Below are 22,825 nucleotides of genomic sequence, written 5' to 3' on the forward strand. Positions count from 1 at the left end.
CGCGCGATGGACGCCTCCCCCACGATGACCGCGGCGCCCCGGCGCCGCTCCGGCCGGGTCCGTCAGGGCCGGCGCATCGCCGACCGCACGCTGCGGGTTGCCTGCACCGGGGCGACGCTGGTGGGTGCCCTGGTCCTGGGCTCGATCCTGGTGATGCTGATCGTCCAGGGCGTGCGCGGCTTCACGCCGACCCTGTTCACCAACCCGACGCCGGGCCCCGGATCCGAGGGCGGCGGCATCGCCAACGCCATTCTGGGCAGCCTCGTCCTGACCGGGATCGGCATCGTGATCGCGACGCCGGTCGGCGTCATGGCCGGGACCTTCCTGGCCGAGTACGGGCGCGGCTCGAAGCTCGCGGCCCTGATCCGCTTCCTCAACGACATCCTGCTCTCGGCGCCGTCGATCCTGATCGGCCTGTTCGTCTACACCCTGATGGTGCGGCCGATGGGCACCTATTCGGGCTGGGCCGGCGGCGTCGCGCTCGCGATCATCGCCGTTCCGGTGATCGTCCGCACCACCGAGGACATGCTGCGGCTCGTCCCCGGAACCCTGCGGGAGGCCGGCGCGGCGCTCGGGGCGCCGCCCTCGACGGTGATCATCAACGTCACGTGGCGGGCGGCCTCGGCTGGCATCGTCACCGGGATCATCCTGGCCCTGGCGCGCATCGCCGGCGAGACGGCGCCATTGCTGTTCACCGCCCTCAACAACAATTCCTGGTTCTCGGCCAACCTGATGGGTGGCGTCGCGAACCTGCCGGTGATGATCTACCAGTTCGCCCTGTCGCCCTACCCGAACTGGCAGGGCCTCGCCTGGGCCGGCGCGCTTCTGATCACCGCCACCATCCTGGTGCTGTCGATCATTGCCCGCCTTGTGATCAAGCCGCAGACCTCGCGCTGAGACCATTCGAGGACACGACGATGAACGCCGCCTCCGCGATCCCTACGGTCGAGCTGAACCGCAACCGCGCCGACGAGGGCGGTCCCGTGCGGATCGCCGTGAAGCGCCTGAACTTCTACTACGGCAGCTTCCACGGGTTGAAGGACGTCAACCTCAACTTTCACGACCGGCAGGTCACGGCGCTGATCGGGCCCTCGGGCTGCGGCAAGTCCACCCTGCTGCGCTGCTTCAACCGGATCTACAGCCTCTATCCGGAGCAGCGGGCCGAGGGCGAGATCCTCCTGGACGGGGAGAACATCCTCAGCCCATCCATCGACCTGAACGAGCTGCGCTCGCGCATCGGCATGGTGTTCCAGAAGCCGACGCCGTTCCCGATGTCGATCTATGACAACGTCGCCTTCGGCCTGCGCCTCTACGAGAAGCTGCCGAAATCCGAACTCGACGGCCGGATCGAGGCCTCCCTGCGCAAGGCCGCCCTCTGGGACGAGGTGAAGGACAAGCTCAAGCAGCAGGGCACGGGCCTGTCGGGCGGCCAGCAGCAGCGCCTGTGCATCGCCCGCACGGTGGCGCAGCGCCCGGAGGTGATCCTGTTCGACGAGCCGACCTCGGCCCTCGACCCGATCTCCACCGGCCGCATCGAGGAGCTGATCGAGCAGTTGCGCGACGAGTTCACCATCGTGATCGTCACCCACAACATGCAGCAGGCGGCGCGCATCTCGCAGTTCACCGCCTTCATGTATCTGGGCCAGCTGATCGAGTTCGGTCCGACCAACCGGATGTTCATGAACCCGACGGAACGCCGCACCCAGGACTACATCACCGGCCGGTTCGGCTAGTCTGCCTGGACGCTCCGGTCTCGGGGAAGGCCGTCCGGTCGCCGCATCCGCGGAGGGCCGGCGGGTCCCCGAGGGCCTCCCCGGAGCGCCGCCCCCGGGACCCATCGAAGGATTCGCCATGCCCGGCCATATCGTCACCTCCTACGACACCGACCTGGAGAACCTGCGTCGCTCGATCTCGGAGATGGGCGGCGTGGCCGAGAAGATGACCGCGGAGGCGACGGACGCCCTCGTGCGCCGGGACGACACGCTCGCCCAGGCGGTGATCGTCGCCGACAAGCGCCTCGACGCCCTGCAGCGGGACATCGAGGAGCGCGCCGTGCTGTTGATCGCCCGGCGTCAGCCCCTGGCGATCGATCTGCGTGAGACGATCTCGGCGATCCGCGTCTCCGGCGACCTCGAGCGGATCGGCGACCTCGCCAAGAACGTCGCCAAGCGGGTGGTGGCGATCTCCGATCAGGCGCCGGCCCAGAAGATCGTTCTCGGTGTGCGCCACATGAGCGACCTCGCGGAGGGCCAGCTCAAGGACGTTCTCGACGCCTATGCGAGCCGCGACGTCCAGGCAGCCCACGATGTCTGGGAGCGGGACGGCGAGATCGACGCCCTGTACAATTCGCTGTTCCGCGAGCTCCTGACCTACATGATGGAGGATCCGCGCAACATCTCGTTCTGCACGCATCTTCTGTTCTGCGCCAAGAACGTCGAGCGGATCGGCGACCACACCACCAACATCGCCGAGACGATCCACTATCTCGCCACGGGCGAGGCCCTAGCGGGCGACCGGCCGAAGAACGATGCGTCGAACTATGCGACCGTGGACGGGGTGCCGGCTCCGTAAGCGGGCCGCCCCCGGTCCAGGCGTCGGCCTGCGCGCGCTCCTGTGGGGCGCCGCCGGAGAATCGGAGCGTGCGGGTTGAGGCTGAGCGGCGCCTCCTGCACCCTCCGCCTGCCCGCCAACTCCAAGGAGAGTCGGCGCGCCTGCAGGCCGTATGGCGCCGCTTCGTGAACGGATCTTCGAACGTGAGCATGCAAGTCCTGATCGTCGAGGACGAGGAGGCGCTGACCACGCTGCTGCGCTACAATCTGGAAGCCGAGGGCTTTCTGGTGGATTCCGCGGCTCGCGGCGACGACGCGGAGCTGCTCCTGGCGGAGCGGATCCCCGATCTCGTCCTGCTCGACTGGATGCTGCCCGGCCTGTCGGGCATCGAGCTGTGCCGGCGGATCCGGGCGCGCCGGGAGACCGAGCGGCTGCCCGTGATCATGCTCACCGCCCGGGGCGAGGAGGGCGACCGGATCCGCGGTCTCGGGACGGGCGCCGACGACTACATCGTCAAGCCGTTCTCCGTCCCGGAACTGCTCGCCCGGATCCGCGCGCTGCTCCGCCGGGCCAAGCCCGCCCACGTCTCGGACCGGCTGGCGGCGGGCGACCTCGAACTCGACCGCACCGGCCATCGCGTCCGCCGCGGCGGCGAGGAGCTGCATCTCGGCCCCACAGAGTTCCGTCTGCTGGAATTCCTGATGCTGGCGCCGGGCCGGGTCTTCTCCCGCGAGCAGCTCCTCGACGGGGTCTGGGGACACGACGTCTACATCGACGAGCGCACGGTCGACGTCCATGTCGGGCGGCTGCGCAAGGCACTGAACGGCCCGCGTCAAGCCGACCCGATCCGTACGGTCCGCGGCTCGGGCTACGCCTTCGACGAGACGTTCTCGCTCGACGCTTGAGACGGGCGCGAAGCGTTCCGGGACAAAGCGTTTCGGGCCGGAGGCCGGTCGGCCGCGCCGCCCGCCCGCGTGCAGCGAAGGGAGCCGGGGACGCCCGAGGCCGGCGGATGCTGCGAGGCCCGGCGGGCCCCCGGGCCTCGCGCAGATTCAGCGGGTCAGCGCCGCGCTCCGGCCGGACGCGACCGGCACGGCGTCGAGCGCCGCCAGAACCGTCCCCTCGGTGAGGATCTGCGGAAGCACCTGAGGCGCTCCGGTTCCGGTATAGAGGAGGTAGAGCGGCACGCCGCTGCGCCCGTGCTTCTCCAGCAGACGGGTGATCTCGGGATTCTGGTTGGTCCAGTCGCCCTTCATGTAGGTCACGCCGCGCTCGGCCATCGCGGCCCGCACGGCCTTGGTGTTGAGGGAGGTCGCCTCGTTCACCGCGCAGGTGATGCACCACGCGGCGGTCATGTCCACGAAGACGGGGCGGTGCGCGTCCACCAGGGCGTCGAGACGCGCTTGAGTAAAGGACTCGACCCCGTCGGCGGCGGCCTGCGCCGACGGCGCGGCGCGGTCCCGCGGAAGGGTCACGGCGAGGGCCGACACGGCGATCAGCGCGAGGGCCGCAGCGACCCGCGCGACCCGGCCGGCCCCGGGCGCGGCGGCGCGGCCGTGTTCCCAGGCCCAGGCGGCGAAGCCCACCAGGACGAGGCCGATCAGCGCCGCCAGCAGCCCACGCGGATCGACCTGCTGGGCCAGAACCCAGATCAGCCAGGCCACGGTGGCGTAGACCGGGAAGGCCAGGACCTGTTTGAGGGTCTCCATCCAGGCGCCCGGCCGCGGCAGCGCCCGCAGGGCCGGCGGCCAGAGGGTCAGCACCAGGAAGGGCAGGGCGAGGCCGAGGCCGAGGCTCGCGAAGACGGCGAGCGCGACACCGGCACTCTGCGTCAGCGCGAAGCCCACCGCCGAGCCCATGAACGGCGCCGTGCAGGGGGTCGCCACCAGGGTCGCCAGCACGCCCGTGAAGAACGAGCCGCTCAGGCCGGCACGCCGGGTCAGGCCGTCTCCGAGGCCGGCGAGCCGGCCGCCGACATGGACCACCCCGGACAGGCTCAGGCCCATCGCGAACAGCAGATAGGCGAGGGCTGCGACCATGGCGGGCGATTGCAGCTGGAAGCCCCAGCCGATCGCGGCCCCGCCACCCTTCAGGGCGATCAGCAGGGATGCGAGGCCGAGGAAGCTCGCCAGCACGCCGGCCGTGTAGGCGAGGCCGTGCAGCCGCAGCCGCGCCGGGCCCTCGCCGGCATGCCGCACGAGGCTCAGCACCTTGATGGACAGCACCGGGAAGACGCAGGGCATCAGGTTGAGGATCAGGCCGCCCAGAAAGGCGAAGGCCGCGGCGGTCGCGAGGGTCAGCGCGTCGAACTCGGCGGCGGCCGGCGGGGCTCCGGCCGGATTCGGCGCGCTCGACGCGGCCGCGACGGCAGGAAGCACCGGCTCGTCACCATACGCGAAGGCGAGGCGGCGGGTGCCGTCCGTGCCGATCTCGTCGATCGTCAGGACGCCGGGCAGGGCCGCGGGCACAGGATCGGTCGGGCTGCTGCGCGCGATGGTCAGATGCAGACCGGTCTCGTCGACGGTCATCACCTGCGCGGCGGCGTTGTCGATCGCCGTCTCGGCATAGGGGAAGTAGGCGGCGTTCCGGATGGATTCCGGTTTCAGGCCGGTCGCGGCGAAATCGAGCTGGAGCGTGTCGCCCTGGCTCGACAGGCGCAGGGGCCAGAGCGCCGGCGCGGGCAGGGCAGCCCGGGCGCGCGCGAACAGCGCGGCGTTGGCCGGGTCCGGCTCGGCCTTGCCCACCGGCAGGGTGAGCGCGAGATCGGCCGAACCGGGGACGCACTCGGTCTCGCAGACGAGATAGGTCAGCTTCGCCTGGATCTGAACGGGATTGGCCGGGTCGAGGCTCGGCGGCGGCGTCACGGGCACGAGGAGCGTGACCTCACCCTCGTAGCCGTAATTCATGAGGGTCGCGATCGGGATGCGCTCCGGCGCCGGCCACCGGATCGCGCTGGCGTTGAAGCCGGCCGGCAGGGTCCAGGTCACCTCCGGAGGCAGTCCGGAATCGCCCGGGTTGCGCCAGTAGACGTGCCAGCCGGGCTTGATCTGCATCCGCACCGCCAGCGTGAACGGCTGCGCGCCGGCGACCGCGGCGGGCTCGGCCACGAGGCTCGCCCGCACGAGGTCGGCCGGCGTGCGGAAGCCCTGCGGGACCCCTTGGGCTGCGGCGGCCGAGAGGCTCGCGGCGAAGGCCAGGATCAGAATGGCGAGGCGGCGGATCATGCTGTCCCTTCGCGCGCAGGGCGGGCGCGGTTTCACGCGCGGTGTATCCGGGCCAGCGCGGGCGTTTCGATGGCGGTGGGTCTTAACACGGGCCGCGCCCGGGATCCCACGCCGATCGCTCAGTCCGCGAGCGGCACGGTCGCACGCTCCAGCCAGTCGCGCGTCCCGGCATCGACCCGGGGCGCCAGGGTCTCGCGCACCCGGGCATGATAGGCATCGATCCAGGCGCGCTCCTCCGGTTCGAGGAGGTCCGGCTGGATCAGCCGCCGATCATAGGGGGCGAGCGTCAGGGTCTCGAAGCCCAACATCGGGCGCTCGCCGCCCGCGATCGTGCGGGGCTCGACCAGCACGAGGTTCTCGATCCGGATGCCGTAGGCGCCGCGGGCGTAATAGCCAGGCTCGTTCGACAGGATCATGCCGGGCTCCAGCGCCACCGTGCCGGTCTTGGCGATCCGCTGCGGTCCCTCGTGCACCGACAGGAAGGCGCCGACGCCGTGGCCGGTGCCGTGATCGAAGTCGAGCCCCGCCTGCCAGAGCGGCGCCCGGGCGAAGGCGTCGATCTGGGCGCCGGTCGTGCCGACAGGAAACACCGCCCGGGCAATCGCGACGTGGCCCTTCAGCACCCGGGTGTAACGGTCGCGCATCTCGGCGCTCGGCGTGCCCACCGCGACCGTGCGGGTGATGTCGGTGGTGCCGTCCGGATACTGCGCACCGGAATCGATCAGGAACAACTCGCCGGTCCGGACCGTCCGGTCGGTGGCGCGGCTCACCCGGTAATGGACGATCGCGCCGTTCGGCCCGGATCCCGAGATCGTCGGGAACGAGACCTCGCGCAGATCGCCGCCCGCCGCGCGGAAATCCTCAAGGGCCTCGACGGCGGCGATCTCGGTGAGGCCCCCGGCCGCGGCCGCACCGTCGAGCCAGGCAAGAAACCGCACGACACTCGCCCCGTCGCGGACATGGGCGGCGCGCGCACCGGCGATCTCGGCGGCGTTCTTGACCGCCTTCATGCCGGTGATCGGATCCTTGCCGACATCGGCGGTGCCGCCGGCAGCCTCGATCTTTTCCTTCAGGGCGACGGCGCCGGTCGCCGCGTCGAGGCGGACACGCACGCCGGCGAGGGATCCCAGCCCGTCGTCCAGTTCCGCCCGGGGCAGGATCTCGGCGATCGGGGCCAGCACCGCGCGCAGCGCCGGATCGACCTCGGGCGAGACCAGGAACAGCCGCGCCAACCCCTCGCGCGGCAGGATGGCATAGCCGAGGGCCAGGGGCGTGTGACCGACATCGGAGCCGCGCAGGTTGAAGGCCCAGGCGAGATTGTGCGGATCCGAGATGACCAGGGCATCGCAGCCGCCCTCGGCGAGGGCCGCCCGGATCCGGGCGATTTTGTCGGTGCAGGCCTCGCCGCACAGGGCATCCGGATGGAGCACAACCGGTCCGGCGGGGGCCCTCGGGCGGCCCGCCCAGACGGCGTCGACGAGGTTCGGCACGGCCCGCACGGTGCCGCCGGCCCGGGTGGCGGCCCGCTCCAGGCGTGCGAGACCGTCGGGTGTATGCAGCCAGGGATCGTAGCCCAGAACCTGATCCCTCTTGAGGTTGACGCCGATCCAGGCTTCCGGCGTCGACTCGGCCAGCGGCACCACCGTGAGGATGCCGGTATCGACCTGTTCGGGCGCCTGCAGGGTGTAGCGGCCGTCGACGACCAGCGCCGCGGATTCCATCAGGATCACGGCCGTCCCCGCAGAGCCGGTGAAGCCGGTGAGCCAAGCCAGCCGTTCGGCGTCGGCCGGAACGTATTCGGACTGGTGCTCGTCCGCCCGGGGCACGACGAAACCGTCGATCCCGTGCTCGCGGAGAGCGGCCCGCAAGGCCTCGATCCGCTCGGCGCCCTTCCGGTGGCTCGGGTCGTCGAAACTCTGGAAGCGCTGACGCGGCTGGGGCGGACGGGGCTCAGTCATGAGGCGAGCCTAGCGCCCGCCGCTCCCACGCCGCAACACCCCGTCCTCAGAGGAGGCGCCCGGGTGCGGTGCCTAAAAGATCGCTAACAATCTTATCACGCCGCCGGATTTGGCCTATTCCTCAGACATGCCACGCCGCGTCTACTACCGGATCAGCGACAGACCCGATGGCCGCTTCGACGCCATCGTGACGATCGAACCCGACACGGTGGTTCGCCGGGACGGATTCGATTCGCTCGCCGAACTCGAGGAATGGGTGGACGGTCTGCGCGTTCTGATGGCGGCGCTCGGCGCTCCCGTGTCGCGGGCAGACGGGGCGGAAACAGCAACAGAAACCGCCCCCACCTCGGATGGTTCGACGCCGTCGGGCCGCCTCCGCACCGCGCGCTGATCAGCGCTTCGTGACCGGCAGGTCCGGCATGCGCTCGATGGGCGCGCCGTCATAGCCTTCGAACCACGCAACGCGTGCGGGCGAATTCGCCGGATAGGGGCACGCGTCCTTGGGACGGCCCTGGGCCCGGGCGCGGGCGCCCTCGGCGATGGGGTCCGCAGGCGGATCATGGAGCGACGTCTGGCTCATGGCCAATCAACGCGCCGGCGCGCCGCCGGTTCGGGGCGCCTCAGGGCCGTGGGCGGCGGGCGGCGCCGCCGCGCATCAGGACCAGGGCGACCCAGCCCTCGATCATGCCGCGGCGGACGAGGGAGAAGCCCTGGAGGCGGTAGGCCGAGAGGACGCCGGGCACGTCGCGCGCGATCAGGCCGGACAGGACCAGAACGCCCCCGGAGGCGACCACGCGCGTCAGCGTCGGCGCGAGGAGCCGCAGGGGCCGGGCCAGGATGTTGGCAAAGACGAGATCGAAATGGCGCGGTCGGTCGGCGAGGCGGTGGCGCACCCCCGGCCCCTCGTAGAGCTTGAGATAGGGCCCGAGCCCGTTGGCCCGGGCGTTCTCGCGGGCCGTGCGCACGGCCTCCGCGTCGAGGTCGCCGGCCACGACGGGTTGCCGCAGGGCCTTGGCGGCCGCGAAGGCGAGGATCCCGGTTCCCGTACCGACATCGAGGACATGGGCCGGGCGCCGGCGCTTCAGCTCCGAGACCAGCGCGCGCAGACAGCCCAGGGTGGTCCCATGGTGGCCGGTACCGAAGGCGAGGGCCGCCTCGATCTCGATGGGCAGATCGTTGCCCCGCACGGCGTCGCGGTCATGCGAGCCGTGGACGAGGAAGCGTCCCGCCCGAACCGGCTTCAGCCCCTCGAGCGACGCGCGCACCCAATCCTGCTGCGCGATGGTGCGAAACTCGGCCGCATCCGCCGCATCGCCGATGACGGGCCGGATCAGGTCCCGGACGTAATCCTCGTCGGGCGCGTCGGCGAAATAGGCTTCGAGGCGCCACGTGCGGCCGTCCTCGTCCTCGAAGGCGGCGACGGCCGTGTCCATGGGATCGAACATCTCACCCAGGAGGTCGGTCATCGCCCGGGCCGACCGTTCATCGGTCAGCAGGCGCAGGACGTGAGACGGGCGGTGGGGCGGCAGGCCTTCGAGCATGATGCCGGGCTGTAACGCCGGGGCGCGCCGCAGCCCAGGGGCTAACGCGAAAAAATACGGTCCCCGCCGGCGCAGGGAGGCCCGGGAGACGCGGCCGACGCGCGGCCGACGCGCGGTCCCGCCCTTTGTTGCCGGACAGACACAAGGGTGAATACTTGTGATCTCAGCGATCTAAATCAGTGTCCAGGGGCATCGCGCGTGCTTAAACAATCTCGGCTTCCCCAAGGCCAGACCCTCGACTCAGGCGCGCCGCACTTCGTGGAGCGGCGCGCCGGTTTTGACAGACGATCGTGCTGCCATGACATCGCCTCTCCTTATCAGCGTCGCCTTCGCGGTTGTGACCACGGCCGCGGCCACGCTGTGGGCGCTGCTGGTTGCGGACGGCATGAGCGGCGCGCCGGAGAGTCAGCCGGTGGAAGGCCGCGACATCCGGACCTGGTGAGCCCCGCCTTTCGATTCGTGCGCGCGACTGCCCAGGAATGCGGCACGATGGTCGCGCGTTAATCACATGATCCACCGGGGCCGTGGAACCAGCCGCTTCGGGCGGCGTTTTTGCCGGCTTTTTACGTGAATCACGATTGAGCAGGGTGCGTACAGCGTGACCAAGTCCCGGCGTTCCGGCCCCCGTGGGCCCGTGGTCGTCACCGGCACGGCCGTGCAGTCCCGACCGCGTGAGCGGATCTTCGGGGGCCCCGCACCGGACGGGCCCCTCCCGGGCCACCTCTTGGTTCTGCTGAGCCGCCTGCACCGCGCCGAGGCCGAGCCCAAGGATCGCCGCGACGCCAATCTGGGGTGATCCGACGAGGGCGTCCTTCCCGGCGCGACCGCCGGCCTTGGCCGGCGGCCGCGGCGTCCCTATGATCCCCGTCGTTCCCCGCTGGATATAGCGGGTCGCGACCGGGGAGACCCCATCCATGCGCCTGACCCGACGGATCCTGGCCACGCTGGCCCTCGCAACGCTGGCGCTCACCCCCGGGGATCGGGCGGCGCGGGCGGAGGAGCCCGTCGTGGTGTTCGCGGCCGCCAGCCTCAAGAACGCCCTCGACGACGCTTCGGCCGCCTGGACCAGGGCGTCGGGCAAGACCGCGCGGGTCTCCTATGCGGGCTCGAACGCCCTCGCCAAGCAGATCGAGGCGGGGGCGCCGGCGGACCTGTTCATCTCGGCCGACCTCGCCTGGATGGACTACGTTGACCGGGCCGGGCTCCTGAAGACCGGCTCGCGGATCGATTTCCTGCGCAATGCCCTGGTGCTGATCGCGCCGGGTCCGAAGAACGGCGCCGCGGACCCGCAGATCGCCCTGGCGCCGGACCTCGGCACCACGCTGACGCGGATTCTCGGCGGCGGCCGGCTGGCCATGGCGACGATCGACGCCGTCCCGGCCGGCAAGTACGGCAAGGCGGCCCTGGAGAAGCTCGGCGCCTGGGACGCCGTGAAGGGGCAGGTGGCGCAGGCGGAGAACGTGCGCGCCGCCCTGCTGCTCGTCGCGCGGGGCGAGGCGCCCCTCGGCATCGTCTATGCCACCGACGCCGCCGCGGACCCGAGCGTCCACGTGCTGGCGACCTTCCCGGCCGACAGCCACCCGCCGATCATCTATCCGGCGGCCGTGACCAAGGTTTCGCGCAACCCGGATGCCGGAGCCCTGCTCGGCTACCTGCGCGGCCCGGAGGCCCGGGGCTTCTTCGAGCGCCAGGGCTTCACGGTGGTTGCGCAGCCCGGCGCCAGCCAGTAGCGGCGCGCCGGCCCCGTGTTCGGTCTGACCCCGGAGGAGTGGACCGCCGTCGGCCTGAGCCTTCGGGTGGCGACGGTGGCGACGCTTGCGAGCCTCGTGCCCGGCCTCGCCGTGGCGTGGCTGCTGGCGCGGCGCCGCTTTCCCGGCCGCGCCCTGCTCGACGGGCTGGTCCACCTGCCGCTGATCCTCCCCCCGGTGGTCACCGGCTACCTGCTGCTGCTGGCCTTCGGCCGGCGCGGTCTGCTCGGCGCCCCCCTCGCCGAGATCGGCGTGGTGCTCTCCTTCCGCTGGACCGGAGCGGCGCTCGCCTGCGCGGTGATGGGGTTCCCGCTCATGGTGCGGGCGATGCGGCTGTCGATCGAGGCGGTCGACCGGCGGCTGGAGCAGGCGGCCGGGACGCTGGGGGCGAATCCCTTCGCGGTGTTCCTGACCATCACGCTGCCGCTCAGCCTGCCCGGTTGCCTCGCCGGGGCCGTGCTGGCCTTCGCCAAGGCGATGGGCGAGTTCGGCGCGACCATCACGTTCGTGTCGAACATCCCCGGCGAGACCCAGACGCTGCCGTCGGCGATCTACACGCTGACGCAGGTGCCCGGCGGGGAGGGGCCTGCCCTGCGCCTCACCCTGATCTCGATCGCGCTGTCGGTCTCGGCCCTTCTGATCTCGGAAGTCCTCGCCACGCGGGCCGGTCGACGGCTGGGGGCGGGCTGAATGGCCGCCGCCTCTAAGGGGGAGACCCGCTCAGGCATAGGCGTAGGGGCCGCCCTGCTGCAGCGCCCTCTGATAGGCCGGGCGGGTATGGATGCGTGCGAGCCAATCCGTGACCTGCGGGCCCGTTCCCGTGCCGCGCGCCGCGAAAGCCTCCAGCGGGAAGCTCATCAGGATATCGGCCGCGGAGAAATCGGTGCCGCAGAAATACGGCCGGTCCGCGAGCTCCGCCTCCCAGAAGGCCGCATGCCGGCGCAGATCCGGATCGACGAAGCCCCGCAGCACCGTGTCGGCGATCCGGCGCACGAGGGGCCGCAGCAGCCAAGGGCTGCTCGGCGCCAGCCGACCGAAGACCAGCTTCAGCAGCAGCGGCGGCATCGCCGACCCTTCGGCGTAATGCGACCAGTAGACGTAGCGCCGCCGCGCCTCCGTCCCTGGTTCGGGCACGAGCCTCGCGCCGGCCAGCTCCGTGAGATAGGCGACGATGGCGCCGGTCTCGGCGACCACCGTCTCGCCGTCGGTGATCACCGGCGCCTTGCCGAGCGGGTGCACGGCCACGAGCTCGGGGGGCGCGCGCAGGGTCCGGGGATCGCGGGCATAGCGCGTCACGCGATAGGGCAGGCCGAGTTCCTCCAGCAGCCAGAGCACGCGCTGCGACCGGCTGTTCTCGAGGTGATGGACCGTAATCATCGCGGGCGAGTCCGGGCCGGCGCCGGAACGCGCCGCGGCCCCTGTTACCCGAGTCCCGCCGCGTGAGCATCCAGGTCGACGTCCAGATCCGGCGCGGCGCCTTCGCGCTCGAGGCCGCCTTCGAGGCCGGGCCGGGGCTCACCGCCCTGTTCGGGCGCTCGGGCTCGGGGAAGACCACGTTGATCGACCTGATCGCCGGCCTCGCCCGCCCGGATCGGGGCCGGATCACGGTCGGGGGGGCCCCATGGGTCGATACCGCGGCGGGACTGATCCTGCCGCCGCATCGGCGACAGGTCGGCGTGGTGTTCCAGGATGCGCGGCTGTTCCCGCATCTCAGCGTCCGGACCAACCTCGGCTACGGCCGCATCTTCGCCCGGCACCGTGCCGACCCGGTGGCCTTCGCGGCGGTGACGGGCATGCTCGGGATCGACCATCTCCTCGACCGGCGGCCTGCCGGGCTCTCGGGGGGTGAGCGCCAGCGGGTGGCGATCGGCCGGGCCCTCCTGGCCAGACCGCGCCTCCTGCTGATGGACGAGCCCCTCGCGGCCCTGGACGAGGCCCGCAAGGCCGAGATCCTCCCCTATATCGAGCGCCTGCGCGACGAGGCCGGCATCCCGATCATCTATGTCAGCCACGCGGTGTCCGAGGTGGCACGGCTCGCCACCACGGTGATCGTGCTGGAATCCGGGCGCGTGGCCGCCGCCGGCCCCGCGGAAACGATCCTGCGCCGGGCCGATCTCGTCCCGATCCACGAGGCCGAAGCCGGCGCGCTGCTCGACATGGTCGTCGAGGCCGTCGATGACGCCACCGGGCTCACGCGTCTGACGGGCGCTGCCGGGCGCCTGCTGGTGCCGGGGCTGTCGCGCCCACCCGGAACGCGGCTGCGCGTCCGAATTCCCGCCCGCGACGTGCTCGTCGCCACAGAGCGCCCTCGCGGGCTCAGCGCCCGCAACGTGCTGGCGGGCCGGATCTGCGGGCTCGCCCCGGCGGGAGCCGAGACGGCGGTGGAGATCGATTGCAACGGCGCGCGCCTCGTGGCGCGCGTCACCGCCGCTGCCGTCCGCGAACTCGGGCTGGTGCCGGGGCGCGACGTTCATGCCATTATCAAGAGCGCGGCCTTCGATCCCGCCGGCATCGGTCTGCTGCGGCCGCCGACGGCCATCTGAGGCCGCCCCGGCGCGACGGCGTCGGCGCCGCACGCGGTGGCGCAGCGCGGTCCCCCCTGCCGGCGCCGCACCGGAGCGGCTGTTTTCGCCCAAAGGTTGTATAATCGACGATTAAAACAACCATTGGTTAGAAGATCGGCGCCACCATAGGTCGTGCAGTCATCGGGCTGCGCGACCCGTGGAGGGCGATGCGATGGACTTGCGGCGCTTGCGCCGGCGTGGCGCGCCGAAGGGGTGGACCTGCCGGCGGGGCAGCTCTGCGGTGGAGTTCGCCCTCGTGGCGCCCATGCTGCTCCTGCTGTTCGCCGGGATCGCGGTGTTCGGGATCTGTCTCGGCGCGGCCCACAACCTCCGCCAGATCGCCGCGGAGGCGGCACGCGCCTCCGTGGCGGGCGTCACCGATTCCGAGCGCGCCAGCCTCGCCCAGAAAATGGTGAACCAGAGCCTGAACGCCGGCGCGATGTTCCGGCCGGGCAGCATCGTCGTGCAGGTCGGGCCGGATCCCAGCGACGCCACGGTGTACACGGTCACCGTCACCCTCGACGCCACGACGCTGGGCATCAACGTCTTTTCCCGCCTGCTGCCGATGCTGCCGAGCGTGCTGCGCAGCACCGTCAGCGTTCGAAAGGGCGGCCTGTGACCGGGCCGCGCGCAGGCCGGGCACGGCCCTTCCGGGCGGCCCGGGGCGGCAACGTCGCGATCCTGGTCGCCCTCGGCAGCGCGATGCTGATGGGAGCGGGCGCGGTCGGGATCGACCTCGGCATGGTCTTCCAGGCGCGGCGCAAGGCACAGGGGGCGGTGGACATCGCCGCCATGCTGGCGGCCGTCGATCCGGCCCAGGCGGACACGGCGGCGCGGCGCTCCCTCGGCGACAACGGCTACGCCACGGCGACCGCCACGGTCAGCCCGGGCAGCTACGACGCCAGCGCGCCGGGAACCGCGCCCGGCAGCCGGTTCAAGGCCGGCGGCAGCCCGGCCAACGCCGTGCGGGTCGGTCTCTCGACTTCGGTCCCTGTGACCTTCGGCCGGGCGATCGGCCTTCCGGCCGCGGTGCCCCTGCGGGTCACGGGCACCGCGGCGAGCGCGCAGTTCGCCGCCTTCACGATCGGTTCCGGCACCCTGCAACTCCAGGGCGGCATCGCCAACGCCCTGCTCGGCGCGCTTCTGGGCGCCAAGCTGTCGCTCAGCGTCAGCGACTACGACGCCCTGGCGAGCGCCCGCGTGGACGGTCTGCGGGTGCTCGACGCGCTCGGGGCGAGCCTCAACATGCAGGCGGCGAACTACACCGACATCGTCCAGGCGCAGGCCAGCGTCGGGCAGATGTTGATGGCGCTCCGGGTCGCCGCGCAGGACAATGGCAGCGTCGTCTCGGCCCTCTCGGGAATCCTCAACGCCCTGCCGAATGCCGGCAACCTCATCGCGATCGGCCAGGTGGACGGGCTGGGCGATGCCGCGGCGCTGGCGCCGCCCCGGGGCTTCGCCGGCCCCTCCCTCAACGTGCTGAACCTTCTGGGTGCCGCGGCCGCGCTGGCGAACGGCCAGAACCAGGTGGCGGTCGATCTCGGGGCGACCATTCCGGGCCTGCTCGCGACCCGCTTGACCCTGGCGATCGGCGAGCGCAAGCGCAGCTCGGGCTGGGTCCGCCCGGGCAGCCCGAACGCCACCGTGCAGACCGCGCAGACCCGGCTGCTGATCGAGGCCACGGTCACGGCGCCCCTCGGACTCGGGAGCCTCACCCTGCCGGTCTACGCCGAGGTGGCGCCTGCCCAGGCGACCCTGCGGGCGCTCACTTGCGCGGGGCCCAGCGGACGTCAGGTCACCCTCGACGCGCAGACCGGGCTGGCGACCCTCGCGATCGCCGGCGTGCCGCGCACGGCGATCAACGGCGGCAGCACAGGTCCGGACCTCTCGCAACCGGCCCCCCTGATCGCCCTGCCGCTGATCACCGTCTCCGGCCGCGCGCTGGTGACACTGGGTACGGGCGCGCAGACCCTGACCTTCTCGGAGGCGGACATCGCCAACCACACCGTGCGCTCGGTCGCGTCGGGCAACCTGACCCAGTCGCTGACCGGCAGCCTGCTGCGCAACCTCACGCTGAACATCAACGGGATCGGCGTGGCTCCGCTGCTCCAGTCGGCCCTGACGACGACCCTGGGCGCCGTGGCGCCCGCGATCGACCTCGTGCTCGACAACGTGCTGCGCAGCCTCGGCCTGCGCCTCGGCTACGCCGATCTCGATGTCGACGGCACCCTCTGCAGCCAGGCCGTTCTGGTGCAGTGAGCCGGGCCGGCCCGGCTCAGTGGCCGCGACCGCGCGCACCGGTCGTGGAAGCCTTGGCGATGTGCCGGCCGAGGTGCAGCAGCAGCATGTCGACGAGGAGCTGAAGCTCGGTATCCGCCACCCCTTCCAGGGCGTCGCGGCATTCGAGGGCCCGATCCACCGCCTGCGTGAGCGCGTCCGCGGGCTCCGCCGCCACATCCGCGGGCGGCGACGCATCGGTCACGTCGATGATGATGCCGTGTCCGAGGCGCCGGCTCGACGCGCCCGCCGGAATGCGACCGCGATCGAGGATCCGGCGGACCTGGCCGGAGGGCGACAGCGTCCGGTACTCGGCCACGAACAGGCCGCCGCGCGCGCGCACCGCCTTGAACTGCCGCACCACGGCCGGCCGGTCCTCGGGATGAACGCAGGCCTTGGCGACCGAGAGCGGGAGCGGACGTCCGGCGAGCCCGGAATCCCCGGCCAGAACGTCGGCGGCGCCGGCATCAAGGATGCACCGCTCGTCCCGCGGCGACCAGGACCACGCACCGATGATCCCGGACGCGTTCAGCGCGGCCGCGAGATCGACGGGCCGAGGACGGGGATCTTGGATCGCGTCGGCAATCATGGGCGATCTCCGATTCCGGCGTGCCGCATGCACGCATTCGCCGGAGACATACAACCTTTGATAGAATTAATGAGCAGTTAACTCAACCCATAGCGAGGCATCTATCCCGGTACGCGACTGAGCCTCCATCACGATTCTCTTTTCCCGGCAGCGGGTCCACTTCGTTGCGCTCGCCTAACGACCCGCCCAAGTTGCAATCCCGGCAGCACGTCAACCGAGTTGCGTGAGCAGCGTGAACGCGCCGAAAATCAGAACCGCTCCCACCGAGGCGGCGAGCAGGATCAGCGCCGCGCGGGATTCCCGTATCTCCGGTGACATGGCGCCCTCCCATCACGGCCCGTGTTGGTTCGCGGGCTGGTTGCGTCAAGAATCGCACCGATCGGTCGGTCTGTCGACGGTCGCCTGCGCCCAGACCCATCATCGCCCGCCATCCGGACAGCTCCGGACGGCGGGGACCGCCGGGCGTCAGGCGGCGGTGCGCCGCTCCACCATCCGGGCGAGGAAGGCGCTGCCGATCGGGATGATCGAGTCGTCGAAGTTGTAGCCGGCATTGTGCAGGCCGGGACCCGGATTGGCGCCGAGCCAGACATAGGCGCCGGGCACCGCCATGGTCATGTCGGCGAAGTCCTCGCTGCCCATCTTCGGCACGACGTTCGCCTCGACCTTGTCGGCGCCCAGCAGCTCGGTGGCGACCTCCGTGGCGGCGGCCGCCTGCTCGGGGGCGTTCTCCAACACGGAGAACACGTCCTGCAGGTCGACCGTGACCTCGGCGCCGTAGGCCGCGCCGAAGCCCGCCGCCAGCTCGCGCATGCGGGCGCCGGCGAGGGCCCGGATCTCCTTGTCGAAGGTGCGGATCGTGCCGGCGAGATGGGCCGTCTCCGGGATGACGTTGTAGGCGGAGCCCGCCTCGATCCGGGTGATCGACAGCACGATGGATTTCAGCGGATCGGCGTTGCGCGACACGATCGACTGCAAGGCCTGGGCGAGGCCGGTGGCGATGATGATCGGGTCGACGCCCCGGTGCGGCTGGGCCGCGTGGATGCCCTTGCCGCGGATGTGGATGTCGAAGAAGTCCGCCGCCGCCATGATCGGCCCCGGCCGCAGCTTGATCATGCCGTGGCCGCCGCCCGGCTGGTTGTGCAGGCCGTAGATCTCGTCGCAGGGGAAGCGCTCGAACAGCCCGTCCTTCAGCATGGCCCGGGCGCCGCCGCGGCCCTCCTCGGCCGGTTGGAACACGAACACCGCGGTGCCGTCGAAGTCGCGGGTCTCGGCGAGGTAGCGCGCCGCGCCCAGCAGCATCGTGGTGTGGCCGTCATGGCCGCAGGCGTGCATCTTGCCGGCATAGGTCGAGCGATAGGGGAGGTTGGTCTCCTCCTCGATGGGCAGGGCGTCCATGTCGGCGCGCAGGCCGATCCGGCGGCCGTTGTCGGTGCGGCCCTTGAGCAGTCCCACCACGCCGGTGCCGCCAACGCCGCGATGCACCTCGCAGCCGAAGGTCTCGAGGAGGTCGGCGACGATGCCGGCGGTGCGCACCTCCTCGAAGCCGAGCTCCGGATGGGCGTGCAGGTCGCGGCGCAGGGCCGTCAGCTCGTCGGCATAGGTCTGGATACGGTCGATCGGGCTCATGTCTTACGGACTCTCGGGGGCTGACGTCTTGGAGGGCGAGGTTTCGGAAAGCGCAGCGCCGTCGCAGGCACCGCCCTCGTCCGTGCGCCGGAACGGCGTCAACGTGTCGAGGACGTCCACCGCCTCGGCGACGTGGGCGCGCTCCCGCTGCAAGTAATCGGCCACCGCGCGGCGCAGGGCCGGGTCGGCGATGTCGTGGGCCGAATGCATCAGGACCGGCCGGTAGCCGCGGGCGAGCTTGTGCTCGCCCTGCGCGCCCGCCTCGACCCGCTTCAGGCCTCGGGCAATCGCGAAGTCGATCGCCTGATAGTAGCAGATCTCGAAATGCAGGAAGGGGTGGTCCTCGATGCAGCCCCAGTTGCGCCCGTAGAGCGCCGTGTCGCCGATGAGGTTGATGGCCCCGGCGATGTAGGTGCCCGCGCGCTTGGCCATCACGAGGAGCACCCGGTCGGCCATGCGCTCGGACAGGAGCGAGAAGAAGCGGCGGTTGAGGTAGGGCCGTCCCCATTTCCGGGAGCCCGTGTCCATGTAGAAGGCGTAGAACGCGTCCCAATGGGCCTCGGTGATGTCCGCGCCGGTGAGGTGCTCCACGGTGATCCCGGGCGCGAGGGCGTCGCGGCGCTCCTTGCGGATGGTCTTGCGCTTGCGCGAGGCGAGGGCGGCCAGGAAGTCGTCGAAGGTGGCGTAGCCGTCGTTCTGCCAGTGGAACTGCTGGTCGGTGCGCTGCAGGAAGCCGGCGGCGCCGGCCCGCTCCCACTCCGCCTCGCGCATGAAGGTGACGTGGATCGAGGAGGCCTTGGTCTCGCCCCGCAGCGCCCGCAGGCCCGCGACGAGGCCGGCGGTGGCCTCGTCGGGATCGGCCCCCGGCGCGATCAGGAAGCGGGGGCCGGTCACCGGCGTGAACGGCACGCTGACTTGCAGCTTCGGGTAGTAGGCGCCGCCGGCCCGCTCATAGGCGTCGGCCCAGCCGTGATCGAACACGTACTCGCCCTGGCTGTGGGATTTCAGGTAGCAGGGCGCCACGCCGAGGCGCTCGCCGTCGCGCTCGACCGAGATGTGGAGCGGCAGCCAGCCGGTCCTGCGGGAGACGCAGCCCGAATCCTCCAGCGCCGACAGGAAGGCGTGCGACAGGAAGGGATTGTGGGTCTCGTCGCCCGCCGCCAGCGTCTCGGCCGAGAAGGCGCAGGCATCCCAATCCGCGGCGCCGATCTCCTTCAATCCGGGAAGCGCCCGCACGGTGAGTGCGGCGGTCTCCGGCGTCGGCCCGGGTGCTTGCTTCATGGGCCGGAATCTAGCCTGTGCCCCGCAGGGAGCAAGCGGGCGGATGCGCACGGCAGCCATGGCTGCCTTGTCAGATGGCCGCCGCCGTCACCCGCTGCGCGCGCCGGACCCGCCGTCGCGCGCTTCCTCGACGGCTTGCTCGACGGCGCGGAAACGGGCCTGAGACCCGAACGGGACGCCGCCGTCGCGGCCCGCGCTCACTCCCCGAGCCGGCCCACGCAGGACACATTGTCCGGCTTGCAGTCGAGATATCCCTTCAGGATCTTGGTCCGCGCGTCGGTCAGGCCCTTCAGGCAGCCGTTGTATTCCATCGCGTAGGCCGAGCCCCCGTCGAAACCCATGGTCTCGAGGAAGCAGGTCGTGTCCCGGTACGACAGCCAGGCCTTCTGGGCGCCCCGCAGGGCGTCCTTCGTCTTCGGACCGACCTTCTTCATCAACTGCCCATAGACGGCGTTCAACGCCGTATCGGCGGTCCGGTAATCGGCACCCGCGCAGGCGTTGAGATCCGCCTGGGTCGTGCCCTCGCACGGGTCGGCCGCAGCGGCGGGCACCGGGGAGAGCAGGGTCGCGGCGAGGGCGAGCCCGCCGCAGAGCCGCACGAACCGTGCGCGCGATTCACTCGAAACGGTCATGGCGGTCTTCGTCGTGACGAATCGGACGGGTCTTAGAAAAATTTACGGGACGAATCCCTCGAACACCATCTGGTCCGCGTGTGCGGCGGCCCGGGCGCGCTGCTCCTCGGTCCGGACCGTCCAGGTCATCACCGGGACCCGTGCGAGCAGCCGGCAGAGATAGGTCGGCGCGCAGGGCAGGTCGTCCACCCGCCAGGACAGGAAGTCGGGCCTGGTCTCGGCGAAGTGCAGCAGGTCGGAGAGCGACCGGCGGAGCGAGGGCGTCAGCGCCGCGTAGGCGGGATCGTCCTGCGTGGTCTCCGCCACGATGCCTCGCGGGATCGTGGCAGGGCAGAGATCGCGCAGGGCCGCGACCACCTGCGGGTCGAAGGATTTCAGCGCCACCGGCCCGGCATAGGCCGCGGCGACCTCGGCGGTGCGGGTCGCGAGCCGCAGGTCGCCGTCGTAGCGGGACTTCACCTCGATCACCACCGGCACGACCCCGGCCACCGCCGCCAGGAAGGCCGGCAGCGTCGGGATCGTCTCCGCGGACCCGGCGACTTTGAGCGTCCCGAGTTCGGCGGCCGACCGTTCGGCCACCGCCTCGCGCGCCGTCGTGAGGCGGCCGAGGGCGGCGTCGTGGAACACCATCGCCTCGCCGTCGGCACTCAACTGGACGTCGCACTCGATGGCGAAGCCGCCCGCGACCGCCGCCCGGGCCGCCGCCAGCGTGTTCTCCGGCCGGCCCGCCGCCCGGTCGTGCAGGCCGCGATGGGCGATCGGCCGCGCGGTGAGCCAATCGGGGGCGCCCACCGTCAGCGGACCTCGAACATCGCCTCGACCTCGACGGCGGCGTCGAGGGGCAGCTCCGCAACGCCGACGGTGGAGCGGGCATGGCGCCCGCGGTCGCCGAGCAGCTCGACCATCAGGTCGGAGGCGCCGTTCATCACCCCGGCCACCGCCGAGAAGCCCGGCGCCGCGTTGATGAAGCCGCCGAGCCGCACGCATTGCACCACCGCGTGGTCGAGGTCGCCGACCGCGGCCTCGAGCTGGGCGAGGACGTTGAGGGCGCACAGGCGGGCGGCCGCCTTGCCGGCCTCCGCCGAGACCCCGCCGCCGACCTTGCCCTTGTGCTCGGCCGCGATGGCGCCGTCCGCGCCGAAGCAGACCTGGCCGGAGATCACCACGAGGTTGCCGGTGCGCACGAACGGCACATAGTTGGCGACGGGCGCGGCCGCCTTGGGCAGGGTCAGGCCCAGCGCCTCCAGGCGTTCCTTGATCGAGCTCATCGGGTTCTCCCTGGTTCCTGCGAATCCGCGGGAGCAGGAGCACGGCCGCGCCCCGCGGCGCAAGGGCCGCGCGCCGCGAAGGCTCGGATCGCGGCCTCGATGACCGGCCGCGGCGGCGGCCGTCCAGCCTCCGTTTCGCGGGCTCGCGATTCGCCGACGGCGCACGGCAAAGCCGCGGATTTGTCCCAGAGATCAGCTCTGTCCGTGCTCCGTGCAGGCCTGCCCGGCGGGCCCACCTGACATTGAAACGTTGACAGGAGCCGGCTCTTTCATAGTAATCGCGCGCGTGCCGCCCAGGACTGAGGCGGCACTTTCATTTGGAGCCGGCTCAACGCTGGCTCCCGGATCCTGCATGAAACGGAGATGGGACCCGTGACGTCAGCCCTTCTGCCGACCTACGTCCGCGCGCCGCTCGCCTTCGAGCGCGGCGAGGGCGCCTGGCTCGTGACGGAGGGCGGCGAGCGATACCTCGATTTCGGCGCCGGCATCGCGGTGAACGGCCTCGGCCACGCCCATCCGCATCTCGTCGGCGCGCTCACCGAGCAGGCGGGCAAGATCTGGCACACCTCGAACCTGTTCCAGATCCCCGGCGGCGAACGCCTCGGGCAGCGGCTCGTCGATGCGACCTTCGCGGACGTGGTGTTCTTCTGCAACTCGGGCGCGGAAGCCAACGAGGCGGCGATCAAGATCGCCCGCAAGTACCACGCGGCCGACGGCCATCCGGAGCGGTACCGGATCGTCACCTTCGCGGGCGCCTTCCACGGGCGGACCCTGGCGACGCTCGCGGCCGGCGGACAGCAGAAGTACATCGAGGGGTTCGGGCCGAAGGTCGAGGGGTTCGATCAGGTCCCGGCCGGCGACTGGGCGGCGCTGGAGGCGGTGATCGGGCCGGAGACGGCGGCACTGATGATCGAGCCGATCCAGGGCGAGGGCGGCGTGCGGGTGATTCCCCACGCGGACCTGCGCCGGCTGCGCGAGATCTGCGACGCGAAGGGCCTGCTTCTGATCATGGACGAGGTCCAGACCGGCGTCGGCCGCACCGGCCGGCTGTTCGCCCATGAATGGTCCGGCATCACGCCGGACATCATGAGCGCGGCCAAGGGCATCGGCGGCGGCTTTCCCCTCGGCGCCTGCCTCGCCACCCGCGAGGCGGCCCGCGGCATGACCGCCGGCACGCACGGCACCACCTTCGGCGGCAACCCCCTCGCCATGGCGGTGGGCAACGCCGTGCTGGACGTCGTGCTGGAGGAGGGCTTCCTCGATCGCGTCGCCCGCTCCGGCCTGCTGCTCAAGCAGAAACTCGCGGCTTTGCGCGATCGCCATCCGCACGTCATCGAGGAGATCCGCGGCGAGGGGCTGATGCTCGGCCTCAAGCTCGGCGTGCCGAACACGGATTTCGCCGCCGCCGCGCGGGACGCGCACCTGCTGGTGATCCCGGCGGGCGACAACATCGTCCGCCTGCTGCCGCCGCTGACCATCGGCGAGACCGAGATCGACGAGGCGGTCCGGCGCCTGGACGCGGCGGCGTCCAGCTTCGAGGCCGTGCGCGGCGCGGCCGAGTAGGACC

General features: G+C 71.5%; 24 protein-coding genes. 13 read left to right on the top strand and 11 right to left on the bottom strand.

The window, feature by feature from the left end:
• The first annotated feature begins 6 nt into the window (after window positions 1-6).
• The 4 genes from pstA to phoB all read left to right on the top strand — a co-directional run bounded on the left by pstA (window position 7) and on the right by phoB (window position 3,455).
• Window positions 7-897, top strand: a complete 891-nt coding sequence (pstA, locus tag GGQ91_RS25445; protein ID WP_075380270.1) for a phosphate ABC transporter permease PstA — start codon at window positions 7-9, stop codon at window positions 895-897.
• Between the two features lie 20 nt (window positions 898-917).
• Entirely contained in the window at window positions 918-1,733 is an 816-nt protein-coding gene (gene pstB / locus GGQ91_RS25450) for a phosphate ABC transporter ATP-binding protein PstB (RefSeq protein ID WP_043345526.1), read from the top strand.
• Window positions 1,734-1,851: 118 nt separating this feature from the next.
• Complete coding sequence (gene phoU, locus GGQ91_RS25455; RefSeq protein ID WP_043345524.1) at window positions 1,852-2,571, top strand: phosphate signaling complex protein PhoU; 720 nt, start codon at window positions 1,852-1,854, stop codon at window positions 2,569-2,571.
• A 188-nt stretch (window positions 2,572-2,759) separates the two neighbouring features.
• Window positions 2,760-3,455: a phosphate regulon transcriptional regulator PhoB gene (gene phoB / locus GGQ91_RS25460; protein ID WP_043345521.1), complete on the top strand. Its 696-nt coding sequence runs from the start codon at window positions 2,760-2,762 to the stop codon at window positions 3,453-3,455.
• Between the two features lie 147 nt (window positions 3,456-3,602).
• Here phoB and GGQ91_RS25465 read toward each other — a convergent pair whose 3' ends face one another.
• Both GGQ91_RS25465 and GGQ91_RS25470 read right to left on the bottom strand, forming a co-directional pair.
• Entirely contained in the window at window positions 3,603-5,774 is a 2,172-nt protein-coding gene (locus tag GGQ91_RS25465) for a protein-disulfide reductase DsbD family protein (protein ID WP_182593130.1), read from the bottom strand.
• A gap of 119 nt (window positions 5,775-5,893) precedes the next feature.
• Complete coding sequence (locus tag GGQ91_RS25470) at window positions 5,894-7,732, bottom strand: aminopeptidase P family protein (RefSeq protein ID WP_182593131.1); 1,839 nt, start codon at window positions 7,730-7,732, stop codon at window positions 5,894-5,896.
• 127 nt (window positions 7,733-7,859) lie between these two features.
• Between GGQ91_RS25470 and GGQ91_RS25475 the strand changes: the two genes are divergently transcribed.
• Window positions 7,860-8,123: a hypothetical protein gene (locus GGQ91_RS25475; protein WP_043757577.1), complete on the top strand. Its 264-nt coding sequence runs from the start codon at window positions 7,860-7,862 to the stop codon at window positions 8,121-8,123.
• Here GGQ91_RS25475 and GGQ91_RS25480 read toward each other — a convergent pair whose 3' ends face one another.
• Both GGQ91_RS25480 and GGQ91_RS25485 read right to left on the bottom strand, forming a co-directional pair.
• Window positions 8,124-8,312 (bottom strand): ribosome modulation factor, encoded by a 189-nt coding sequence (locus tag GGQ91_RS25480; RefSeq protein WP_043757574.1) that lies wholly within the window; start codon window positions 8,310-8,312, stop codon window positions 8,124-8,126.
• Between the two features lie 40 nt (window positions 8,313-8,352).
• On the bottom strand, window positions 8,353-9,273 hold the full coding sequence (locus GGQ91_RS25485; protein ID WP_182593132.1) for a 50S ribosomal protein L11 methyltransferase: 921 nt from the start codon (window positions 9,271-9,273) through the stop codon (window positions 8,353-8,355).
• Window positions 9,274-9,571: 298 nt separating this feature from the next.
• Here GGQ91_RS25485 and GGQ91_RS25490 point away from each other — a divergent pair, with 298 nt between their 5' ends.
• The 4 genes from GGQ91_RS25490 (at window position 9,572) to modB (ending at window position 11,711) form a co-directional block, all read left to right on the top strand.
• Complete coding sequence (locus tag GGQ91_RS25490) at window positions 9,572-9,715, top strand: hypothetical protein (RefSeq protein ID WP_167380412.1); 144 nt, start codon at window positions 9,572-9,574, stop codon at window positions 9,713-9,715.
• Between the two features lie 156 nt (window positions 9,716-9,871).
• Complete coding sequence (locus GGQ91_RS25495; RefSeq protein WP_043345513.1) at window positions 9,872-10,069, top strand: hypothetical protein; 198 nt, start codon at window positions 9,872-9,874, stop codon at window positions 10,067-10,069.
• Window positions 10,070-10,187: 118 nt separating this feature from the next.
• A complete protein-coding gene (gene modA / locus GGQ91_RS25500) occupies window positions 10,188-11,003 on the top strand; it encodes a molybdate ABC transporter substrate-binding protein (protein WP_182593133.1) in 816 nt (271 codons plus the stop codon).
• 15 nt (window positions 11,004-11,018) lie between these two features.
• A complete protein-coding gene (modB, locus tag GGQ91_RS25505; protein WP_043345507.1) occupies window positions 11,019-11,711 on the top strand; it encodes a molybdate ABC transporter permease subunit in 693 nt (230 codons plus the stop codon).
• 30 nt (window positions 11,712-11,741) lie between these two features.
• Here the strand turns inward: modB and GGQ91_RS25510 are convergent, their stop codons facing one another.
• Window positions 11,742-12,398 (bottom strand): glutathione S-transferase, encoded by a 657-nt coding sequence (locus GGQ91_RS25510; protein WP_043384205.1) that lies wholly within the window; start codon window positions 12,396-12,398, stop codon window positions 11,742-11,744.
• 62 nt (window positions 12,399-12,460) lie between these two features.
• On the opposite strand from GGQ91_RS25510, the gene modC reads away from it, so the two are divergent.
• The 3 genes from modC (at window position 12,461) to GGQ91_RS25525 (ending at window position 15,844) form a co-directional block, all read left to right on the top strand.
• A complete protein-coding gene (gene modC, locus GGQ91_RS25515) occupies window positions 12,461-13,564 on the top strand; it encodes a molybdenum ABC transporter ATP-binding protein (RefSeq protein WP_182593134.1) in 1,104 nt (367 codons plus the stop codon).
• 262 nt (window positions 13,565-13,826) lie between these two features.
• Entirely contained in the window at window positions 13,827-14,204 is a 378-nt protein-coding gene (locus GGQ91_RS25520) for a TadE/TadG family type IV pilus assembly protein (protein WP_236961402.1), read from the top strand.
• Entirely contained in the window at window positions 14,201-15,844 is a 1,644-nt protein-coding gene (locus GGQ91_RS25525; protein WP_343066862.1) for a TadG family pilus assembly protein, read from the top strand. Before GGQ91_RS25520 ends, GGQ91_RS25525 begins: the two co-directional genes overlap by 4 nt.
• Before the next feature lie 16 nt (window positions 15,845-15,860).
• Here GGQ91_RS25525 and GGQ91_RS25530 read toward each other — a convergent pair whose 3' ends face one another.
• The 6 genes from GGQ91_RS25530 to GGQ91_RS25555 all read right to left on the bottom strand — a co-directional run bounded on the left by GGQ91_RS25530 (window position 15,861) and on the right by GGQ91_RS25555 (window position 21,258).
• Window positions 15,861-16,451 (bottom strand): PAS domain-containing protein, encoded by a 591-nt coding sequence (locus tag GGQ91_RS25530; protein WP_053608376.1) that lies wholly within the window; start codon window positions 16,449-16,451, stop codon window positions 15,861-15,863.
• A gap of 465 nt (window positions 16,452-16,916) precedes the next feature.
• Window positions 16,917-18,077: a M20 aminoacylase family protein gene (locus tag GGQ91_RS25535; protein ID WP_043384193.1), complete on the bottom strand. Its 1,161-nt coding sequence runs from the start codon at window positions 18,075-18,077 to the stop codon at window positions 16,917-16,919.
• A 3-nt stretch (window positions 18,078-18,080) separates the two neighbouring features.
• A complete protein-coding gene (locus tag GGQ91_RS25540) occupies window positions 18,081-19,358 on the bottom strand; it encodes a GNAT family N-acetyltransferase (protein ID WP_182593135.1) in 1,278 nt (425 codons plus the stop codon).
• 197 nt (window positions 19,359-19,555) lie between these two features.
• A complete protein-coding gene (locus GGQ91_RS25545) occupies window positions 19,556-19,990 on the bottom strand; it encodes a lysozyme inhibitor LprI family protein (RefSeq protein ID WP_182593136.1) in 435 nt (144 codons plus the stop codon).
• A gap of 42 nt (window positions 19,991-20,032) precedes the next feature.
• A complete protein-coding gene (locus tag GGQ91_RS25550; RefSeq protein WP_182593137.1) occupies window positions 20,033-20,782 on the bottom strand; it encodes a glycerophosphodiester phosphodiesterase family protein in 750 nt (249 codons plus the stop codon).
• Window positions 20,783-20,784: 2 nt separating this feature from the next.
• On the bottom strand, window positions 20,785-21,258 hold the full coding sequence (locus GGQ91_RS25555; RefSeq protein WP_179696670.1) for a RidA family protein: 474 nt from the start codon (window positions 21,256-21,258) through the stop codon (window positions 20,785-20,787).
• A 372-nt stretch (window positions 21,259-21,630) separates the two neighbouring features.
• Here GGQ91_RS25555 and GGQ91_RS25560 point away from each other — a divergent pair, with 372 nt between their 5' ends.
• Window positions 21,631-22,821: an aspartate aminotransferase family protein gene (locus GGQ91_RS25560; protein ID WP_043384310.1), complete on the top strand. Its 1,191-nt coding sequence runs from the start codon at window positions 21,631-21,633 to the stop codon at window positions 22,819-22,821.
• Window positions 22,822-22,825: the final 4 nt, after the last annotated feature.

Origin of the sequence: Methylobacterium fujisawaense, assembly GCF_014138435.1 — a bacterium.
GTDB lineage: Bacteria > Pseudomonadota > Alphaproteobacteria > Rhizobiales > Beijerinckiaceae > Methylobacterium > Methylobacterium fujisawaense.